Below are 16174 nucleotides of genomic sequence, written 5' to 3' on the forward strand. Positions count from 1 at the left end.
TCAAAAGAAGGCTCCTCTATCAGGCTCGATTTTTCCTAGGGTTATTTCTGTAGAAGACTTTAAAAGAAAAAGCCTTCAAAATCGGCTCTTGTCCGACTTTGAAGACCTAATGCATCCGAATGCTTATAATTTAAAGGTTGCTACACCGAGGATAGAACGATTTAAGTTTCGAAGAATTTGAAGACTTTGCTCAAATTTCTTATAACGAGTTACTCCGTATTCTTCAACAAGAAGGACTGTATCTCTTTCCAAAAGAGATGATACATCTTGTAAATCTACAAAATGCATTCCTTTTAAAGCCTCTTGACTCTGTTTCAATTTATCTAGGATAGCTTTATTTGAGCTAACGATGGTCAATTCCTGTCCAGCATTTTTGTATGACAAGACATCTGCTAGGTTAGCAATTGTTGTAATCTCTGTTACAAAATCAATTTGATATTGAGAAAAATCACCTGCTCTATTGATTGTTGGGTTAAAGAGATAAATCAACACATTTCCCATTACAACCAAAATCACACAGACTACTCCAATAACAGCTAAACGGAGAATCAAATTCTTCACATTCAATCCAAGCGCTGTCTCACCGTTTGCATTCAATTCTTTAGAGTTGATGGTTTCCAATTTTTCAATTTTTACATTTGCATAAGTGTGTTTAAATTTCTCAATCAATCCATCAATTTTTCGCTCCAACAAGTCATTAGCATCTTTACTTGGTGTCAAAATTTTCACACCAACCCCTGCATCGTCAATCATATAGTAAACAGTCAGTTTTTTCCACCAATAGTCACTTGTAGAATTTTTCAAGGTTGTCTCTGTCGTATCCAATTCACTGGCAATTTTTTTCAACTCACTCGGCTCTACATCATTGAAAAGATAAGCTCCATTCAAATTCCCATCAATCAATTTTCCGTAGAAATCACTATAACCACCAATTTGATGATTCAAAATCGTTTTAGCTGAATCTTCTGGAGGAGTGATTTTATAGCTAAGATAAGTTGAATAACTTGTTGTGTCTTTGACAGTATTTTTATTCTTAACAGCTTTAATTGTAAATGGTACAGCAATAAGAGCAAATAAAGCTATGAGAGCTAAAATATTTGCTTTTCGTTTTTTGTAAAGATTTGCAAACAAATCAGCTACTGAATAATGTTCAAACATGATTTTTTTCTCCTTTGTTGAGTAGATACTGGTTCTCTTTTGTAAGCATTTTTGCTACAAATATCATCACAAGAACAATTCCCCAGAATTGCATTGTAAATAGATTGAAGAAACTTTCTGAAAAGCTACTTCTTGGCATAAAGAATAGATTATTCAAGATGAGTAAGGACAAGGCAAATAAGATTGTTCTTGAACGATAGGCTACTTGCAGCATGGCTATAAATAGCATACCGAGTAAGAGACTAAGCAGAAAGACTCCTATCATACCATAGTCGGTATACAACTCCATAATATAGCTACTTCCGATACCATGTCCTTTTAAATATTCCTTATTCAAAACAAGATAGGACAAATTGTGGGCATAACTATTACTATCAATAGCTAGCTCCACACTATTGGTTGTATGTTCAAAGGCTTTTCCTCCGAAAATAGCCCCCAAGCTTCCCCTTGCAAAATAATCAAGGACAGGACCAAAAGTAAAATTACGGAAATCTCGGTAAGGGAGGCTACTGTTAAATAGAAAACCTCGAGCCAGAACGCCAAAACTGGTTCCTTGTTTATAGATAAAGTCAAGCAGAATATCCCAGAAACCTGTATGGGAAACCTGGACATTATCCCGTACATAATTGAGCACTCCCATCGCTAACATGAGAATAGGAGAACCTACAAAAATCGCTAACTTTTCTTTAAACCCAATCCATTTTCCCTTTTCAGTTTGCTCCCGCATGAAGTAATAAACAAAAGCAAATAAAATACTTAAAATAAAGGGATTTCGTGTCCCAATTGCCAAATGAATAGTATTGGCTGCAATAAAGGAGACAAGCACTGCTGTGGCCTGCCATTTCTTTGGCTTGGTTGCCAGATACATACACATTGCGTAGACCGTAAAGGTAGACAAAATGTAGGTAAAATAAGGCAGTTTACTTTCAAAATTTGCATAGTAGGCATAGTAGGAAGTCTGCAAGCGATACAGGAGCCGTTCGAATAACCGAATGAAATAGAAAGGATAGGTGAGAAGAAAAACTCCTAGTGATACAAAGCGTAACCGCTTGATATAAATCTCTTTTATAGAATTTCCTATCTTTGGTACTTTTATGTTCTTCCTAGCTATGAAGTAACGAGCCAGTACGCCTCCTGTGGTCAAGCCCAGAATCGAAACCATGACGACTATAAAGGCAAAGCGATAGGCTATCGGATGATAGGTATCCAGAGCGCCATCCCTAAAATAATCAATGGTCGGTCTTGATACCAGAAATACAAAAATAGTTAAATAGAAAATAAAATGGATTAAGTAATACTTGATATCATTCCAGCAGGCAATTAAGCTACTAACCAGTAAGAACAATAAAGTAGAAAGCAAGCTAACATTATTATTATTAAACAGATACACAATTCCACTTACTAGCGTCAAGGCATAGCTGACTATGGTCAAACTAAATAATAATCGTTTTCCATCAATCACTTGCTCACCCCCGTTCTAATGTAATTTTTTTGATTTTTCAATATTTTTCAGTAATAAGAATCGGTATAAGGAAATGTTTATGAATAGAGCCAAAGCACTAATTCTTCTTCCCTTACGAAAAATTGGATTCCTAGCAATAGCAAAGGCATGGCCTTTTAAAAATCGATGAATCTGAGAATAGGCTTCAAACTGTTTATACTGATCATCTAGTAACATTTTATCCAGAATAAAGAAATGAGCATAGGCCAATCTGAAGAACGCAACCTCTTTCAAGTCAGGATAGTTTTTCACAACTTCATTGTAAAACTTTTGATAGATATCAATATAGGCTAAATCCTTCTCTGCATACGGTTTGGTCGTAATGCTATCACCTCTATGGAAATAGTAATAATAGGGTTTGGTATTAACAACGTACTTCTTAGCCAACTTGATTAAATCAAAATGATAATAAGCATCTTCGTAAATCAATCCCTTAGGAAAGGATAGGGCAGTTGCAATCTCTCTCTTGATTAGCTTATTGCAGATCGTTCCAGGTATTTTTTCACCTATGAGGTATTCCTTTAGAAATGTTTGAGAATCACAGACAAAATAATCATCCTGATTAGCTGACTGTGGGCTTTCATCATTAGCATAGACATTCATAACACCACAACTCGAAACATCCGCATCTTCTTGAATTATTTGCTCATATAAACTCTGAATCATTTCTGGATGGATATAATCATCTGAGTCAATAAAAATCAGATAGTCCCCGTGAGCCTGCTTCATTCCATCATTTCGTGCTTGCGACAAACCTTCATTCTTTTTATGAAGCACTGACACCCTGTCATCTTGTTCAGCGATTGAATCACACAAGCGACCACTTTCATCTGTTGCACCATCATCAACAAGAATAATTTCCAGATTTTGATAGGTCTGCTTCTGAATGGAAGCTATCGATTTTTCTAGGTACTGCGCCACATTATAGACTGGCACAATGACACTAATTAATGCAGTTTCCATGCTACTCCTCTAATAGTTTTTCTACTTGTTCGATTTGTTTGGCAATTGTAAATTGTTGAATGAATTGACTAGCCTCATCGACATCAAAGTTTGAGGCAGAAGTCATATAGTTCGTAATTGCCTGAGCTGCCTCTTGATTGCTCTCAATGATTTGTCCAAATCGTCCTTCTTGGGATAATTCCTCAGCCCCTCCGACATCCGTAGAGACAAAAGGGATTCCAAGGCTCAAGGCCTCCACATACACCCCAGGAAAACCTTCTTGTTTAGACATAGACAAGAGGACCTTCATCTGAGACAAATACTGATAAGGATTTTTTTGATAACCAAGGAAATGTACATAGTCCTCAAGCTCATACTCTTTAACTCGTTTTTTCAGTTCCTCTTCCATATCACCAGCACCTATGAAGTAGAGATGATAGTTTTTTCCCTCTTGGTGTAATAATCGTATCACTTCCACTACACGGTCAGAACCCTTATTTTCCTCAATCCGTCCGATAGTACAGATACTTTGAGGTGCAATCTCGATATCTATCTTCTCTTGAGATTTTTCTAGAATAGTCTTAAAATCATATCCATTGTAGACCGTCTGTAATTTCGAAGCATAATCTGGATAGACTTCCTTGATAGAATGACTGGTCTTTTTTGAAATCCCTACAATAGTATCCGCGGCATCCAACTGGCGTCTATGTGATTTCCTTTTTGAGCTATCCTTAAGAAATTCTTCGATACTTCCATGAATCCAAGAGATTTTCTTGACTTCTTTTCTTTTAGAAAACAACAGTGGTGGATTCATAATGGTAAAAGAAACTTCAACATCATAGTCATCTTTTACAAGCAAGCGACGAGTCAGCCTTGGAAAATAAATTCTCATTCTCCACAAAAAAGCTCGAATCCATCTGGCTTGGCGATAATCCTGAAGGGATTTTAACATTCGTACATGCTGGGGAACAGATTCGTATCCCTTGTCAAAGTGCTCCATTTCAAGAATATCAATATCATACTTTTCTGGATCCAGATTTGAAACAATGGTAGACAGAATCTTCTCTGCGCCACCTCCAAGAGAAAAAGACCACATAAAAAATAAGATTTTTTTCTTAGCCACCATATTCTCCCTTGTATTCTGTATAAGACTTATCCATATCAGCGATGACAGCATCATGATGCGGTACTTGCTTATTTGCTGGTGGTGGCGTCATATAATCTCCAAAAGCAGTACTGAGATAGGCATCATAACCGACTGGAATAGGCATCTCTGTCCCTTCAAATGGCAAGAAAAGATTGTCTTCAAAAGATGCGATTAGATACTTATTTCTCATGTAGCCAGGACCTGAGCATAATTCTGTGATGCCATCGCTCTCAGCTAGACCATATTTGGTCATTTCTTTCTCAGCTTTTTTCCAAATGCGATAACGGAGAGATTTGGGCGTCACGCCCAGTAAAATACGGCTTCCCCATTTCATGAGAGCCCCATGCTTTTCTGGAATAGTTTGGGCACAAAAAAGTGAATAAATCAGGGCCCAGCGAACCTGTTTCTTCCGCTCAGCTGGATTTTTCGGATAATAATCCAAAGGCAAGACATCCAAAGCCAAACCATGTGGCAAATCCAAATCCTGCTGATAAGGTTTGATACAGGTCGTTTCCTTGTCACGAATGGTAATAAAAAGATTGCGGTCGACAAAATCCGTGTTACTCTTTGACAAGAAATAACGTTCATCTGCATAAAGAGGCCATAATTCTGCCAATTTTTCATAGTCCTTACGGGGCATAAAAAAGTCTAGGTCATCGTCCCAAGGAATGAACCCCTTGTTTCGAAGGGCACCAATAGCACCTCCACCACAAAGATAGCAAAGCAAATCATGTTCTTTACAAAAAGCCACAAAATATTCAGCCATCTCCAGACTACGAGCCTGAATTGCTTTTAAATCAGTCATATTGTTCATTATTCTTTCTATCGTATCGTTTCATTATACCACAAATTAGGACTGAAAATCTATTGCAGACTGTAAAAAATCAAAGCCTGACTACTATCCAAATAGCTATCAAACTTTGATTCTTCTGTCTTATCTTATCTCAAACCCATCTGAGACAATTTATTCTGATATTTATTTTGATCGACAAGCAAGCCCAAGCCTCCATAAACATCGTAGGCATCTACCCAATCACCCAGTTCTGGAACTGTTAATCTCTCAATGCCGTTTTGTGCTCCATTTAGGAAGGATAAACCATTGGTCAATAAGAAACTATAAGGAACATTCGTTGAGGTCATTCCGAAGACCTTGCCAAGTGCCTCTGAGCCTGTAAAGAGCTTGGTTGGATCTTTGATTTGCTGAAGAACTGCTGTCAGCACTTGCTGCTGTCTCTTGGTACGACCATAATCGCCTTCATCATCATCACGGAAACGAGCATAATTAAGCAAGGTCGAACCATTCATCTGCTGTTTCCCGACTTTAATAGTCTGGGTCGGAGACTCTGTTTCCGTAGCATGTAAGTCATCTCCCACCGTAGCTTCAGTTAACGGTTGACCTTCCAAGGTTGAGAATTTGGCATCAATCATCACTCCATCTGGGAACAGCGTATCAATCGCTGTTGCAAAGGCTTGAAAATCAACCAAGGCATAGTACTTAATGTCCAAGTCAAAATTATCTTTCAAGACTTGACGAACCATTTCGGCCCCTTTTTGTCCTTCTTGTTCCCCTAGTTCATAGGCTACATTTAACTTGTTATCCGTCTGTTTCCTACTGTTAATCACTTGACTGTAACCGTCTATATAGACCAAATTATCGCGCATAAAACTGACTAGCTTGATTTTCTTATCTGAACCTCCGACATTTAATACCATAATAGAGTCAGTACGCGTCTCAGCACTATTTTGACCGATTCGCCCATCGGTACCCATGATCAAAATATTAACACCATCTCTGGTATCCTGACCATTAAAGACTTCTACTTGAGCGGCCTTAGCATTGGCAGTTTTGGTTGAATCAGCATTTGAATAGCCTTTTAGGAACATAAAAATCATGCCAAGCGCTACACAAGCTAAGATAGCCAGTAAGCCTGCGAAAATACGCCCCCACCGTAGCTTACACTTTTTAGTTTTTTTCATTGGAAGAGAATTGATTTTCTGGTATCTCTCAGAGCGACTACGACTATCATAAGAAGGGATCGAAGTGTTAGCACGTGTCTTTCTATAATCCTCGGTCAATTCTTGACTTTCTGAGGTGGCGTCACTACTTTCCCCATTCAATTTATCTTGCAAGTAAGCAAACTCTTCTTTTTCTCGCTCATTGAGATAGTGAATATTCTTAAGTAGATAGTCATAGCGTAACTGCTCGTGGTGACTTAAGGGATTTTCTTTACTCATCTTCTCTCCTTTCCATGGTCTGATATTAGATAAATAGGATAGGTACCCAAAACCTTATACTGGATTCCAATCGCTTCTAATTCTTTTTGGGCAAAGCGGACCAGATCCTTATCAGCATAGTCCACATCGATAATGAAAAAGTATTCGCCCAGTGCTGTCTTGAGTGGACGACTTTCAATTTTTGTTAAGTCAATTCCTCGCCAAGCAAAGGTCGACAGGGCCTTATAAAGTGCACCTGGAAGGTTGTCAGGTAAGGTCAAGGCCAAACTCATTTTCTCAGTTTGTGCTTGCAAGGGAATACTAGGCTTTTCAGCTCCTAAAACCCAGAAACGTGTGAAATTGGCTTCCATTTCCTGAATATCCTCGGCAATCAGTTCTAAGCCATATTCTTCAGCAGAACTTCTAGGTGCAATTGCTGCAAAGGGCTGGTCTGGATGTTCGGAAATAAAGCGGGCCGCATAGGCTGTACTAGCAGTCACCTCGATTTGAGCATCTGGATACTGTTCATCGATAAATTTCTTTCCTTGCGCCAAGGCCTGTGGATGTGAAAAAATCTTTTCAATCTTAGTATGACCTGGAACCACCATCAACTGCTGATGAATAGGCTGAACGATTTCTGCCACTGCTTGAATGTGAACCTGATGAAAAAGGTAGTCCAAGGTTTCATGAACACTACCCTCGATAGAATTTTCAACTGGCACCACAGAATAGTCCACCAAGCCTTGCTCATAGGCCTTGATGACATCTGTAATATTGGCAAAGGCCTGCAATTCCTCATGAGAAAAAGCTGTCTGCACAACGTGGTGTGAAAATGATCCCTTGGGACCTAGATAAGCAATTTTCATCTCAGTTCCTCTATAATTTCCTCTGGACTTAGCTTGGTCACATCCAAAATCCGACTAGCCACTTCCTCATACCAAGCCTGTCGTTCTTGAAAAATAGCTGCTAGTTCTTCTTTGCTATTATTTAGAAAAAGCGGGCGCTGATTGTCCTTATCAGCTGATATGCGTTGGTAGAGGGTTTCAAAATCGGCTTTTAAGTAAATATTATCAGAATTGGTTTTGAGTAAGTCGCGATTTTTCTGAGAAACGACTACTCCTCCACCAGTTGACACGACTTGGTCTGTTTGTAGTAAATCAGCTAGGACTTCTGATTCTACCTGACGAAAGGCCGCTTCTCCCTTTTCAGAGAAAAATTCCGCAATGGACATGCCTAGGCGTTTCTCTATCAGAGCATCCATATCGAGATAATCTGGGTCCAAGCCTCTTGCAATAGTCGATTTGCCAGCCCCCATAAATCCTAGTAATACCTTAGCCATGAATCAAGCTCTCCAAATCATCAAAGAAGCTAGGATAACTGGTATTGATGGCTTCTGCACGATTAAGCTCCACCTCTCCATCTGCAACCAAGAGAGCTGCGATAGCTGTCATCATGCCGATACGATGGTCTCCAAAAGTATTGACTCTAGCACCGTGAAGGGTTGATTTGCCTTTGATAATCATTCCATCTGCTGTAGGTGTGATATTCGCACCCATGCTATTTAAAGCGTCTGCCACAACCTGAATGCGGTCTGTTTCCTTGACCTTGAGTTCCTCAGCATCCTTAATAATCGTTACACCTTGAGCTTGGGTCGCCAGAAGGGCAATAATAGGCAATTCATCAATCAAGCGTGGAATCAAGGCACCGCCAATCTCTGTTCCTTTCAAGTCAGAAGACTCAACAGTCAAGGTAGCAGATTTAGCGACTGGGTCAATTTCAGTTATTTCTAGTTTTCCACCCATTGCACGAATGACATCAATAATACCAGTACGCGTTTCGTTGATGCCCACATTCTTCAGTACTAGACGAGAGTTTGGAACAATCAATCCTGCGACTAACCAAAAGGCTGCACTGGAAATATCTCCTGGAACAACTACCTTTTGCCCTGTCAATTTTTGTGGCCCTTGGACTGTGATTTTCTTGCCCTCCACACTTAAATGACCACCAAATTGTTGCAACATATCTTCAGTATGATTACGGGTGCATTCTTTTTCGATAATAACGGACTCCCCCTGAGCCTGCAAAGCTGCAAACATCAAGGCAGACTTTACTTGGGCAGAGGCAATTGGCAACTCATAGTGAATAGGTCTTAGGTTCTTCGTCCCTTTTAAGTGAAGAGGAGGCAGGTCTCGCTCAGTTTGTCCTGAAATACTAACGCCCATTTTTTTCAGTGGAAGGGTCACGCGGTCCATAGGACGTTTGGAAAGACTATCATCTCCAAACATTTCTACTTCAAAGTCTGCACCAGCAAGAACACCTGAAATCAGACGAATCGAGGTGCCAGAATTTCCCATATCAAGGGCATTTTGCGGAGCTTTTAAACCATCCATACCTACACCTTGAATGGTAATAACGCCATCTTTATCCTCAATCTCAACACCAAGATCACGAAAGACTTGCATGGTCGAAAGGACGTCTTCGCCACGTAATATATCATAAACCTTGGTCTCACCCTCAGCCAAGCTTCCAAAGATAATGGAACGGTGACTGATAGATTTGTCACCTGGAACTCGTATACTGCCGTGTAAGTGGCTAATGTTTGTTTTTAGTTTCATACTGGACCTCATACTTGCAATACTTTTACTTATTTTATCATAAAAAGCCAGAAATTCCTTAAAAATTCCTGACTTTAGGATTGTTATTTTCTTATTTTAGCAATTCTGAAACTGGTTCGAAAACAATTTTTTCAATGTCAGAAAGGTAAATGGCCAATTGTTGTTGCTTGGTAAAGAATTCTGACAATAGGTTATTTCCCTGAATCTGCTTGCCAAAGTTTTCCATCTTAGCTTGGAAGGAAGCGTCTGGCATTTGACCTGTCTGCGCTAATCTTTGAATTTCCTCTTGGAAAGCAACATATTCCGTAAAGATTTTGCTCGCCTCAGCATCTGCTGAAATCGCATCTTTAGCTGTTTTAACAGCCTTGTATTCTGGTAATTCGCGTAGGCCGCGACTGAGTTCGTTTGCACTATCGTAAATATTTGACATAATTTTCTCCTTATTTGATAACAACTGTGTAGTCGGTATTTTCTGTTATGAGGTGCTCGGCTCGTTCCAAGTCTTGAGCATTTTTAAATGAAATTTGTAGAATCCCGTGAATATCTTCACGGTTTTCCTCATTGATGTGGATATTAACCAAGGAAGTTCCACGTAGCAGTTCCAAGATTCGTAAAATGACATCTTCTTCATCGGGAACATCGACATAAAGGTCATAAGAGCTATCCACACCACCACGCTTATGGATTTCCATGGCCTGGCGTTGTTCACGCGCTTGATTGAAAAAGTTCCAGATTTGCTCTTCATCTCCCTTGCTGATGGCCTGGCCAACCTCATCTAAACGTTCCTTAAAATCCTCAATTCGCTCTAGGATAGTCTCGCGATTGGACAATAGAATGGAGGTCCACATACCTGGCTCGCTTTCCGCAATTCGGGTCATATCTCGAAAACCACCTGCAGCAAAACGCCTTGCCATCTCATGTTCTTGAGCATAAACCGCGGTCTGCTCCATGAGACTAGAAGCCAGAATATGAGGGAAATGGCTAATCTGAGAAGTCACACGATCATGCTCCTTGGCATCAATCTCGATAAAGCGAGCATGAAGACCTGAAAGCAAGTCCTTCATTTCCTCAAGTGTGTCAGGACTTGTCAGGCTTGAAGGTGTAAAGATATAATAGGCATTTTCAAAGAGATTGACATCCGCAGAAGCAGCTCCTGTCTTGTGACTACCAGCCATGGGATGGGCTCCGACAAATCGAACAGACTTGCCATCCAAATACTGCTCCGCCGCATCCACAATAGCTGACTTGGTCGAACCAGCATCTGAAATAATGACGCCTTCTTTCAAGTCCAAGTTGGCCAACTCCTTAATGAAAGCAATGGTTTGTTTGATTGGCAAACTGAGAATAATGATATCTGCCAAAGGAGCAAAACTGGCAAAATCATCCGTTGCACGGTCAATCATGCCTTCTTTCAAGGCGATATCTCTCGAAGCTTGACTGCGATTATAACCTAAAATTTTATAATCTGGATGATCGCGTTTGATACCTAGGGCCATAGAGGCTCCAATCAATCCAAGACCTACGATATAGACTGTTTTTGCCATAGGAACTCCTTAATAGTTCTTTGTATAGTCTCGGTGTTTGGCTACTGCTTCTTTTAGTTCCTCGAGATTATCTGATGAGAATTTTTCAAGGATTTCTTGCGCCAGAACCGTTGCCACAACGGCTTCCATGACCACTCCTGCAGCTGGAAGAGCAGTCGGATCGCTTCTCTCGACAGTTGCCTTGTAGGGTTCATGGGTTTCAATATCAACGCTCATGAGTGGTTTGTAGAGAGTAGGAATGGGTTTCATGACACCACGAACAACGATAGGTTGTCCATTTGTCATACCACCCTCAAATCCACCCAGGTTATTGGTGCGACGGGTATAGCCCTCTTCTTCAGACCAGAGAATTTCATCCATGACTTGGCTGCCTTTACGGTAACCCGCTTCAAAGCCAAGACCAAATTCTACCCCTTTAAAGGCATTGATAGAGACAACAGCTTGAGCTAATCTTGCATCCAATTTTCTGTCCCATTGGACATAGGAACCAAGACCAACTGGAACACCTCCAACGACTGTCTCCACAACCCCACCGATGGTATCACCGTCACGTTTGATTTGGTCAATATAATCCTTGATTTCCTGTTCTCTTTCTTGGTTGACAATAGAAACTTCAGACTGGGCAGCTCTTTCCTTAATCTCAGCAACTGTGAGATTTTCAGGAACATCGATTTCCTTGCCACCAAATACAACGACATGGTTGGCAATCTCCATATCCAGCTCAGCCAAGAGGCGTTTGGCTACTGCCCCAACTGCCACCCGCATAGTGGTTTCACGGGCAGATGAGCGCTCCAAAGAATTTCTCAAATCGTCAAAACGGTACTTGATGCCCCCAACCAAATCGGCATGACCTGGGCGAGGATGGGTGATTTTTCGTTTGCTTTTAAGGCGGTCTTCAATGTCCTCCGCAGACATGATGTCCAGCCATTTTTGATGGTCCTTATTGATGACATCCATAGTAATAGGAGCCCCTGTCGTCTTCCCGTGACGAACGCCTGAAGTAAAGACAACTTGGTCACTCTCAATCTTCATACGGCCACCACGACCGTAACCACCCTGACGGCGTTTAAGGTCTCCATTGATATCCTCTACTGCCAAAGGTAATCCAGCTGGAATTCCTTCAATGATAGCTGTCAGACGGGGGCCGTGTGATTCTCCTGCAGTTAAATATCTCATATACTCTCCTTATTTTACCAAGTAGTCTTTCATCTCTTCCAGAGAAACTGGGTGAATGGTCGCTGAACCAAGCTCTGGTACTAAGACCAATTTCAGGGTATTACCACGCGCTTTCTTATCATGAGTCAAAGCTTGATAAAGCTTATCTACATCCCAGTTTTCATAATCAACAGGCAAGCCAAATTTCTGACACATAGCTGTGATGAACTGGGTAATGCCAGTTGGCATAAGACCCTTTTTCTCAGCAACCTTGGAAATCTGCACCATGCCCATGGCCACAGCTTCTCCATGCATGACCTTGCCATAACCGGCCGTTGCTTCAATGGCATGACCAATGGTGTGACCAAAATTGAGGTAAAGGCGTACACCATTGTCCAACTCATCCTCAACTACCATCTTGCGCTTAACCTGACAAGAATGTTCAATCAAGGTCTCTGAATGCTCCAAAATACTCTCTACAGAACCATCCAGCTCTGTCAAGAGAGCCCAAAGTTCTGGATCCTCAATCAAGCCATACTTGATAACCTCACCCATCCCTTCAATCAACTCTCTTTTTCCGAGGGTTTCAAGAACAAGCGGATCAATCAGAACCCCATCTGGTTGGGCAAAGGTCCCCACCATATTTTTAGCAAATGGAGTGTTGACACCCGTCTTTCCACCGATAGAAGAATCCACCTGAGCTGTCAAGCTAGTCGGAATCTGAACAAAGTGAATACCCCGCATATAGGTTGAGGCCACAAAACCAGCCAGGTCCCCAACGACACCACCACCAAGAGCCACGATTCCATCACTACGAGTCAGACCTTGCTTGACTAAAAATTCATAGACTTTCTGGACAGTGGTAAGATTTTTCCTTTCTTCGCCTTCTAAAAAGTCAAAAACAGCTACCTGAAAACCAGCATCTTCTAGGCTGAGCTTGACCTTCTCTGCATAAAGAGAAGCTACATGGTTGTCTGTTACAATGACCACTTTTTGAGGTTGCCACAGTTCTAGCAACCATTGACCAGCCTGAGCCAGACAGCCTTTTTCAATCTGAATATCATAAGGATGATGAGGAATATCGATTCTGATTTTCATAGGAGCATCTCCCTTTCTTTATTGGTATTTTTCTGTTAAAGACTGCCAAATCTCTTCTGTCGACATTTCCTTTCCTGTCCACAGTTGAAAAGCTTCTGCAGCTTGATAGAGCAACATTCCCAGACCATTGACCGCTGGATTGCCCTGACTTCTGGCCCATTTCAAAAACGGGGTTTCAAAAGGTTGGTAAATGATATCTGCTACTAAAAGAGTTTCTGATAGGACAATGCTTTCAGGAACTGGGGATGATTGACCATCCATTCCCACACTGGTCGCATTGACCAGCAAATCCGACTCAGTAATCATTTCCTGCAATACAGAAACATCTTCTAAAGCATACAAGTCTACTTTAAAGCCTGTTTGCTCCTGTAACTTGTCTAGGTAAGGTCTTGTTTTTTCCATAGAAACGGAACGAACAAAGACAGAAATCTGACTGACACCATCCAAAATAGCCTGTGCCAAAATGGACTTGGCCGCACCACCTGCGCCCAGCAGGGTCATCTTCTTACCTGTAATTGTAAAAGAAGGCAAGCTCTTAAAAAATCCCTTGCCATCTGTATTATATCCAATTAAATTGCCATTCTCATTGACAACCGTATTAACCGCACCAATCAAGCGCGCTTCATCGCTCAGCTCATCCAAATAAGGAATCACTTGCTCCTTATAGGGCATGGATAGGTTGATGCCAAACATCTGGTAGCGACGAATATTAGCCACTGTTTCTGCCAAGTCACTCGCTTCAATCTCCCAAGCCACATAAACACCATTGGTAGCTGTCACCTCAAAGGCCCTATTGTGGATAAAGGGCGAAATAGAATGCTTAATAGGATTGGCAACAACTGCAGCTAAACGTGTATAGCCATCAAGCTTCATCCAAAATCTCCCTGATTTTTTTCATGTTAGCTAGGGAAATCTGACCAGGAGCACTAGCCTCATCTAGACTAGCAAAGGACCAGCTAGAACCAGTCACATCCGCAGTGATACGAGAGACTTTGCCCACCTTGCCCATAGAAATGGTCACATATTCCTGTTCAGGATTGAGGGTTTTAAAGCCTCGTGTATAGTTCATCAAGTCTAAGACATCCTGCTCCGTGTGAGCCATCACCGCAACCTTAACAAGTTTTGGATTTAAGCTCGTCAACTCTGACAAGATTTCCATCATATTCTCAGGTGTTTCTTGGAAATTGTGGTAACTCAAAACGAGATTTGGGAAATCCAGCATTTCCTCAAAAACATCCTTGTAGCTGTAGTACTCAAAATCAATATAATCTGGTTGATAGAGTTGCGCCACTTCCTTGATTAGATGGATATATTCTTCTGGAGAAAGGTCAATTTCTCCCCCTTCAGCACGAGTTCGCAGGGTAAAAACCAATTCACGGCCTGCAAATTTTTCAAAAATAGCTGGAGCTACCTGCAAAATCGCTTCTTTAGGCAGATAGTCGGCTCGCCATTCAATGATATCAGCATCCTGATACCTCGTGGCATCCAGAACCTGGGCCTCCTCTAAACTTCTTGGCATTACTGAAACGATTAATTTCATTTACTAACCTTCATACTAATCACCTTGAGGTAATTACTACTTTCATCTTTTTTATTATAGGCGAAATCTGCTGGAAGACCGTATTTGTTTAAAATCTGGTAACTTCTTCCTGCAAAGCCCTTATCAATTTGTTCTGTAAATTTCTGACGGGAAACATTGGCAGCATTAGTACTGGCAATAATAATACCTCCCGGATTTAAAATCTCAAGACTCTGGGAAATCAACTTGTAATAATCCTTGGCCACAGAGAATGTTTGTTTTTTGTTCCGAGCAAAGCTAGGCGGATCTAGGACAATCACATCATAGGTCAAGTCTTTTCGTTTAGCATACTTGAAATACTCAAAAACATCCATGACTATAAAACGATGGTCGCCTGTACTGATTCCATTTGCCTGAAAATGCGCTTGAGACAATTCTCGTGAACGCTTGGCTAGGTCAACAGAAGTAGTCTGGCTAGCTCCTCCCATGGCTGCAGCTACTGAAAAGGCTGCTGTATAAGAAAACATATTGAGCAAGGATTTACCCATAGCCAACCCGTCAACTAGACTACCACGTACCTCATGCTGGTCTAGGAAAATCCCTGTCATCAAGCCATCATTCATAAAGACTTGATAGAGGACACCATTTTCTAAAACAGTGAAGAAGTCAGGTGCTTCTTGACCATAAACATGGGCAGATTCATAGTCCAAACCCTTAAAACGGATCTTCTCATAGGTCCCTAAAACCTCAGGAAAAACCTGTCTAAAGGCTTCAGAAATAACCTTGCGAATCTGATAAACATAAGAGTTATACCAAGAAAAGACAGCATAGTCGCCATAAAGATCCACTGTCAGACCGCCAAAGCCATCCCCCTCTTGGTTGAAAAGACGAAAGGCAGTTGTCAATTCATCTTGATAGTAGGATTTTCTCTTTTCTTTAGCTTGTCTAAACAGTGTTTCAAAGAAAGCTTGATTGAAGGTCACCTTATCTGTGCTCACAAACCAGCCCAAGCCCTTGTTTTGCTGAGAAAGGTAGGCAGTCCCAAGAAAGGTGCCTTCTTGACGATAGACTTCTACTTCCTGATCCTTGAGATAAACATCTGCAAGGTCGCTAGCTTCTAGTAAAACTAGTCCTTTAGCGAGCTTTTTTTCAACCCGTTTACTGACTCTTATTTTATTCATAGTCCCTATTATATCAAATTTTATGACAATTCTCAAAAAAGAAACTACCCTTGCTTTGTTACTCTAGTTTTAAAAAATGCTATACTAATACTAATAAAAA

General features: G+C 40.9%; 16 protein-coding genes. All 16 read right to left on the minus strand.

What is annotated here, in order from left to right:
- Positions 1 to 123: 123 nt before the first annotated feature.
- The 16 genes from FJR77_RS02175 to FJR77_RS02250 all read right to left on the minus strand — a co-directional run bounded on the left by FJR77_RS02175 (position 124) and on the right by FJR77_RS02250 (position 16074).
- Positions 124 to 1158 (minus strand): prephenate dehydratase, encoded by a 1035-nt coding sequence (locus FJR77_RS02175; protein ID WP_140833203.1) that lies wholly within the window; start codon positions 1156 to 1158, stop codon positions 124 to 126.
- Complete coding sequence (locus FJR77_RS02180) at positions 1151 to 2620, minus strand: O-antigen polysaccharide polymerase Wzy family protein (RefSeq protein WP_061759772.1); 1470 nt, start codon at positions 2618 to 2620, stop codon at positions 1151 to 1153. The genes FJR77_RS02175 and FJR77_RS02180 overlap by 8 nt, the downstream gene beginning before the upstream one ends.
- 15 nt (positions 2621 to 2635) lie before the next feature.
- Complete coding sequence (locus FJR77_RS02185; protein ID WP_061759771.1) at positions 2636 to 3622, minus strand: glycosyltransferase family 2 protein; 987 nt, start codon at positions 3620 to 3622, stop codon at positions 2636 to 2638.
- Between the two features lies 1 nt (position 3623).
- Positions 3624 to 4727, minus strand: coding sequence for a glycosyltransferase (locus tag FJR77_RS02190; protein WP_079114918.1), 1104 nt, complete (start codon positions 4725 to 4727; stop codon positions 3624 to 3626).
- Positions 4717 to 5562, minus strand: coding sequence for a LicD family protein (locus tag FJR77_RS02195; RefSeq protein ID WP_079114917.1), 846 nt, complete (start codon positions 5560 to 5562; stop codon positions 4717 to 4719). Before FJR77_RS02195 ends, FJR77_RS02190 begins: the two co-directional genes overlap by 11 nt.
- 125 nt (positions 5563 to 5687) lie before the next feature.
- On the minus strand, positions 5688 to 6983 hold the full coding sequence (locus tag FJR77_RS02200; protein WP_061759770.1) for an LCP family protein: 1296 nt from the start codon (positions 6981 to 6983) through the stop codon (positions 5688 to 5690).
- On the minus strand, positions 6980 to 7828 hold the full coding sequence (gene pheA / locus FJR77_RS02205) for a prephenate dehydratase (protein ID WP_061759769.1): 849 nt from the start codon (positions 7826 to 7828) through the stop codon (positions 6980 to 6982). The genes FJR77_RS02200 and pheA overlap by 4 nt, the downstream gene beginning before the upstream one ends.
- The gene (locus FJR77_RS02210) at positions 7825 to 8301 is read right to left on the minus strand and encodes a shikimate kinase (RefSeq protein ID WP_061759768.1); all 477 of its coding nucleotides are present in this window, start codon (positions 8299 to 8301) and stop codon (positions 7825 to 7827) included. Before FJR77_RS02210 ends, pheA begins: the two co-directional genes overlap by 4 nt.
- Positions 8294 to 9577 carry a 3-phosphoshikimate 1-carboxyvinyltransferase gene (aroA, locus tag FJR77_RS02215; RefSeq protein WP_061759767.1) on the minus strand — a complete coding sequence of 428 codons (1284 nt, stop codon included), beginning with the start codon at positions 9575 to 9577 and terminating at the stop codon, positions 8294 to 8296. Before aroA ends, FJR77_RS02210 begins: the two co-directional genes overlap by 8 nt.
- A 91-nt stretch (positions 9578 to 9668) precedes the next feature.
- Positions 9669 to 10007, minus strand: a complete 339-nt coding sequence (locus FJR77_RS02220; protein ID WP_061759766.1) for a YlbF/YmcA family competence regulator — start codon at positions 10005 to 10007, stop codon at positions 9669 to 9671.
- Positions 10008 to 10017: 10 nt separating this feature from the next.
- Complete coding sequence (locus FJR77_RS02225) at positions 10018 to 11121, minus strand: prephenate dehydrogenase (protein WP_061759765.1); 1104 nt, start codon at positions 11119 to 11121, stop codon at positions 10018 to 10020.
- Positions 11122 to 11130: 9 nt separating this feature from the next.
- Positions 11131 to 12297 carry a chorismate synthase gene (aroC, locus tag FJR77_RS02230; RefSeq protein ID WP_061759764.1) on the minus strand — a complete coding sequence of 389 codons (1167 nt, stop codon included), beginning with the start codon at positions 12295 to 12297 and terminating at the stop codon, positions 11131 to 11133.
- Between the two features lie 9 nt (positions 12298 to 12306).
- Entirely contained in the window at positions 12307 to 13374 is a 1068-nt protein-coding gene (aroB, locus tag FJR77_RS02235) for a 3-dehydroquinate synthase (protein WP_061759763.1), read from the minus strand.
- 18 nt (positions 13375 to 13392) lie between these two features.
- Positions 13393 to 14247 carry a shikimate dehydrogenase gene (locus tag FJR77_RS02240; protein ID WP_140833201.1) on the minus strand — a complete coding sequence of 285 codons (855 nt, stop codon included), beginning with the start codon at positions 14245 to 14247 and terminating at the stop codon, positions 13393 to 13395.
- Positions 14237 to 14914: a type I 3-dehydroquinate dehydratase gene (aroD, locus tag FJR77_RS02245; protein ID WP_140833199.1), complete on the minus strand. Its 678-nt coding sequence runs from the start codon at positions 14912 to 14914 to the stop codon at positions 14237 to 14239. Before aroD ends, FJR77_RS02240 begins: the two co-directional genes overlap by 11 nt.
- The gene (locus tag FJR77_RS02250) at positions 14911 to 16074 is read right to left on the minus strand and encodes a class I SAM-dependent rRNA methyltransferase (RefSeq protein WP_181146585.1); all 1164 of its coding nucleotides are present in this window, start codon (positions 16072 to 16074) and stop codon (positions 14911 to 14913) included. Before FJR77_RS02250 ends, aroD begins: the two co-directional genes overlap by 4 nt.
- Between the last annotated feature and the right edge of the window lie 100 nt (positions 16075 to 16174).

Source organism: Streptococcus shenyangsis, assembly GCF_006385785.1.
Lineage (GTDB): Bacteria > Bacillota > Bacilli > Lactobacillales > Streptococcaceae > Streptococcus > Streptococcus shenyangsis.

Coding starts and splice junctions, on each gene's coding strand:
- FJR77_RS02175 (WP_140833203.1), bottom strand. CDS start 1,158: ATGTTTGAACATTATTCAGTAGCTGATTTGTTTGCAAATCTTTACAAA.
- FJR77_RS02185 (WP_061759771.1), bottom strand. CDS start 3,622: ATGGAAACTGCATTAATTAGTGTCATTGTGCCAGTCTATAATGTGGCG.
- FJR77_RS02190 (WP_079114918.1), bottom strand. CDS start 4,727: ATGGTGGCTAAGAAAAAAATCTTATTTTTTATGTGGTCTTTTTCTCTT.
- FJR77_RS02195 (WP_079114917.1), bottom strand. CDS start 5,562: ATGAACAATATGACTGATTTAAAAGCAATTCAGGCTCGTAGTCTGGAG.
- FJR77_RS02200 (WP_061759770.1), bottom strand. CDS start 6,983: ATGAGTAAAGAAAATCCCTTAAGTCACCACGAGCAGTTACGCTATGAC.
- pheA (WP_061759769.1), bottom strand. CDS start 7,828: ATGAAAATTGCTTATCTAGGTCCCAAGGGATCATTTTCACACCACGTT.
- FJR77_RS02210 (WP_061759768.1), bottom strand. CDS start 8,301: ATGGCTAAGGTATTACTAGGATTTATGGGGGCTGGCAAATCGACTATT.
- aroA (WP_061759767.1), bottom strand. CDS start 9,577: ATGAAACTAAAAACAAACATTAGCCACTTACACGGCAGTATACGAGTT.
- FJR77_RS02220 (WP_061759766.1), bottom strand. CDS start 10,007: ATGTCAAATATTTACGATAGTGCAAACGAACTCAGTCGCGGCCTACGC.
- FJR77_RS02225 (WP_061759765.1), bottom strand. CDS start 11,121: ATGGCAAAAACAGTCTATATCGTAGGTCTTGGATTGATTGGAGCCTCT.
- aroC (WP_061759764.1), bottom strand. CDS start 12,297: ATGAGATATTTAACTGCAGGAGAATCACACGGCCCCCGTCTGACAGCT.
- aroB (WP_061759763.1), bottom strand. CDS start 13,374: ATGAAAATCAGAATCGATATTCCTCATCATCCTTATGATATTCAGATT.
- FJR77_RS02240 (WP_140833201.1), bottom strand. CDS start 14,247: ATGAAGCTTGATGGCTATACACGTTTAGCTGCAGTTGTTGCCAATCCT.
- aroD (WP_140833199.1), bottom strand. CDS start 14,914: ATGAAATTAATCGTTTCAGTAATGCCAAGAAGTTTAGAGGAGGCCCAG.
- FJR77_RS02250 (WP_181146585.1), bottom strand. CDS start 16,074: ATGAATAAAATAAGAGTCAGTAAACGGGTTGAAAAAAAGCTCGCTAAA.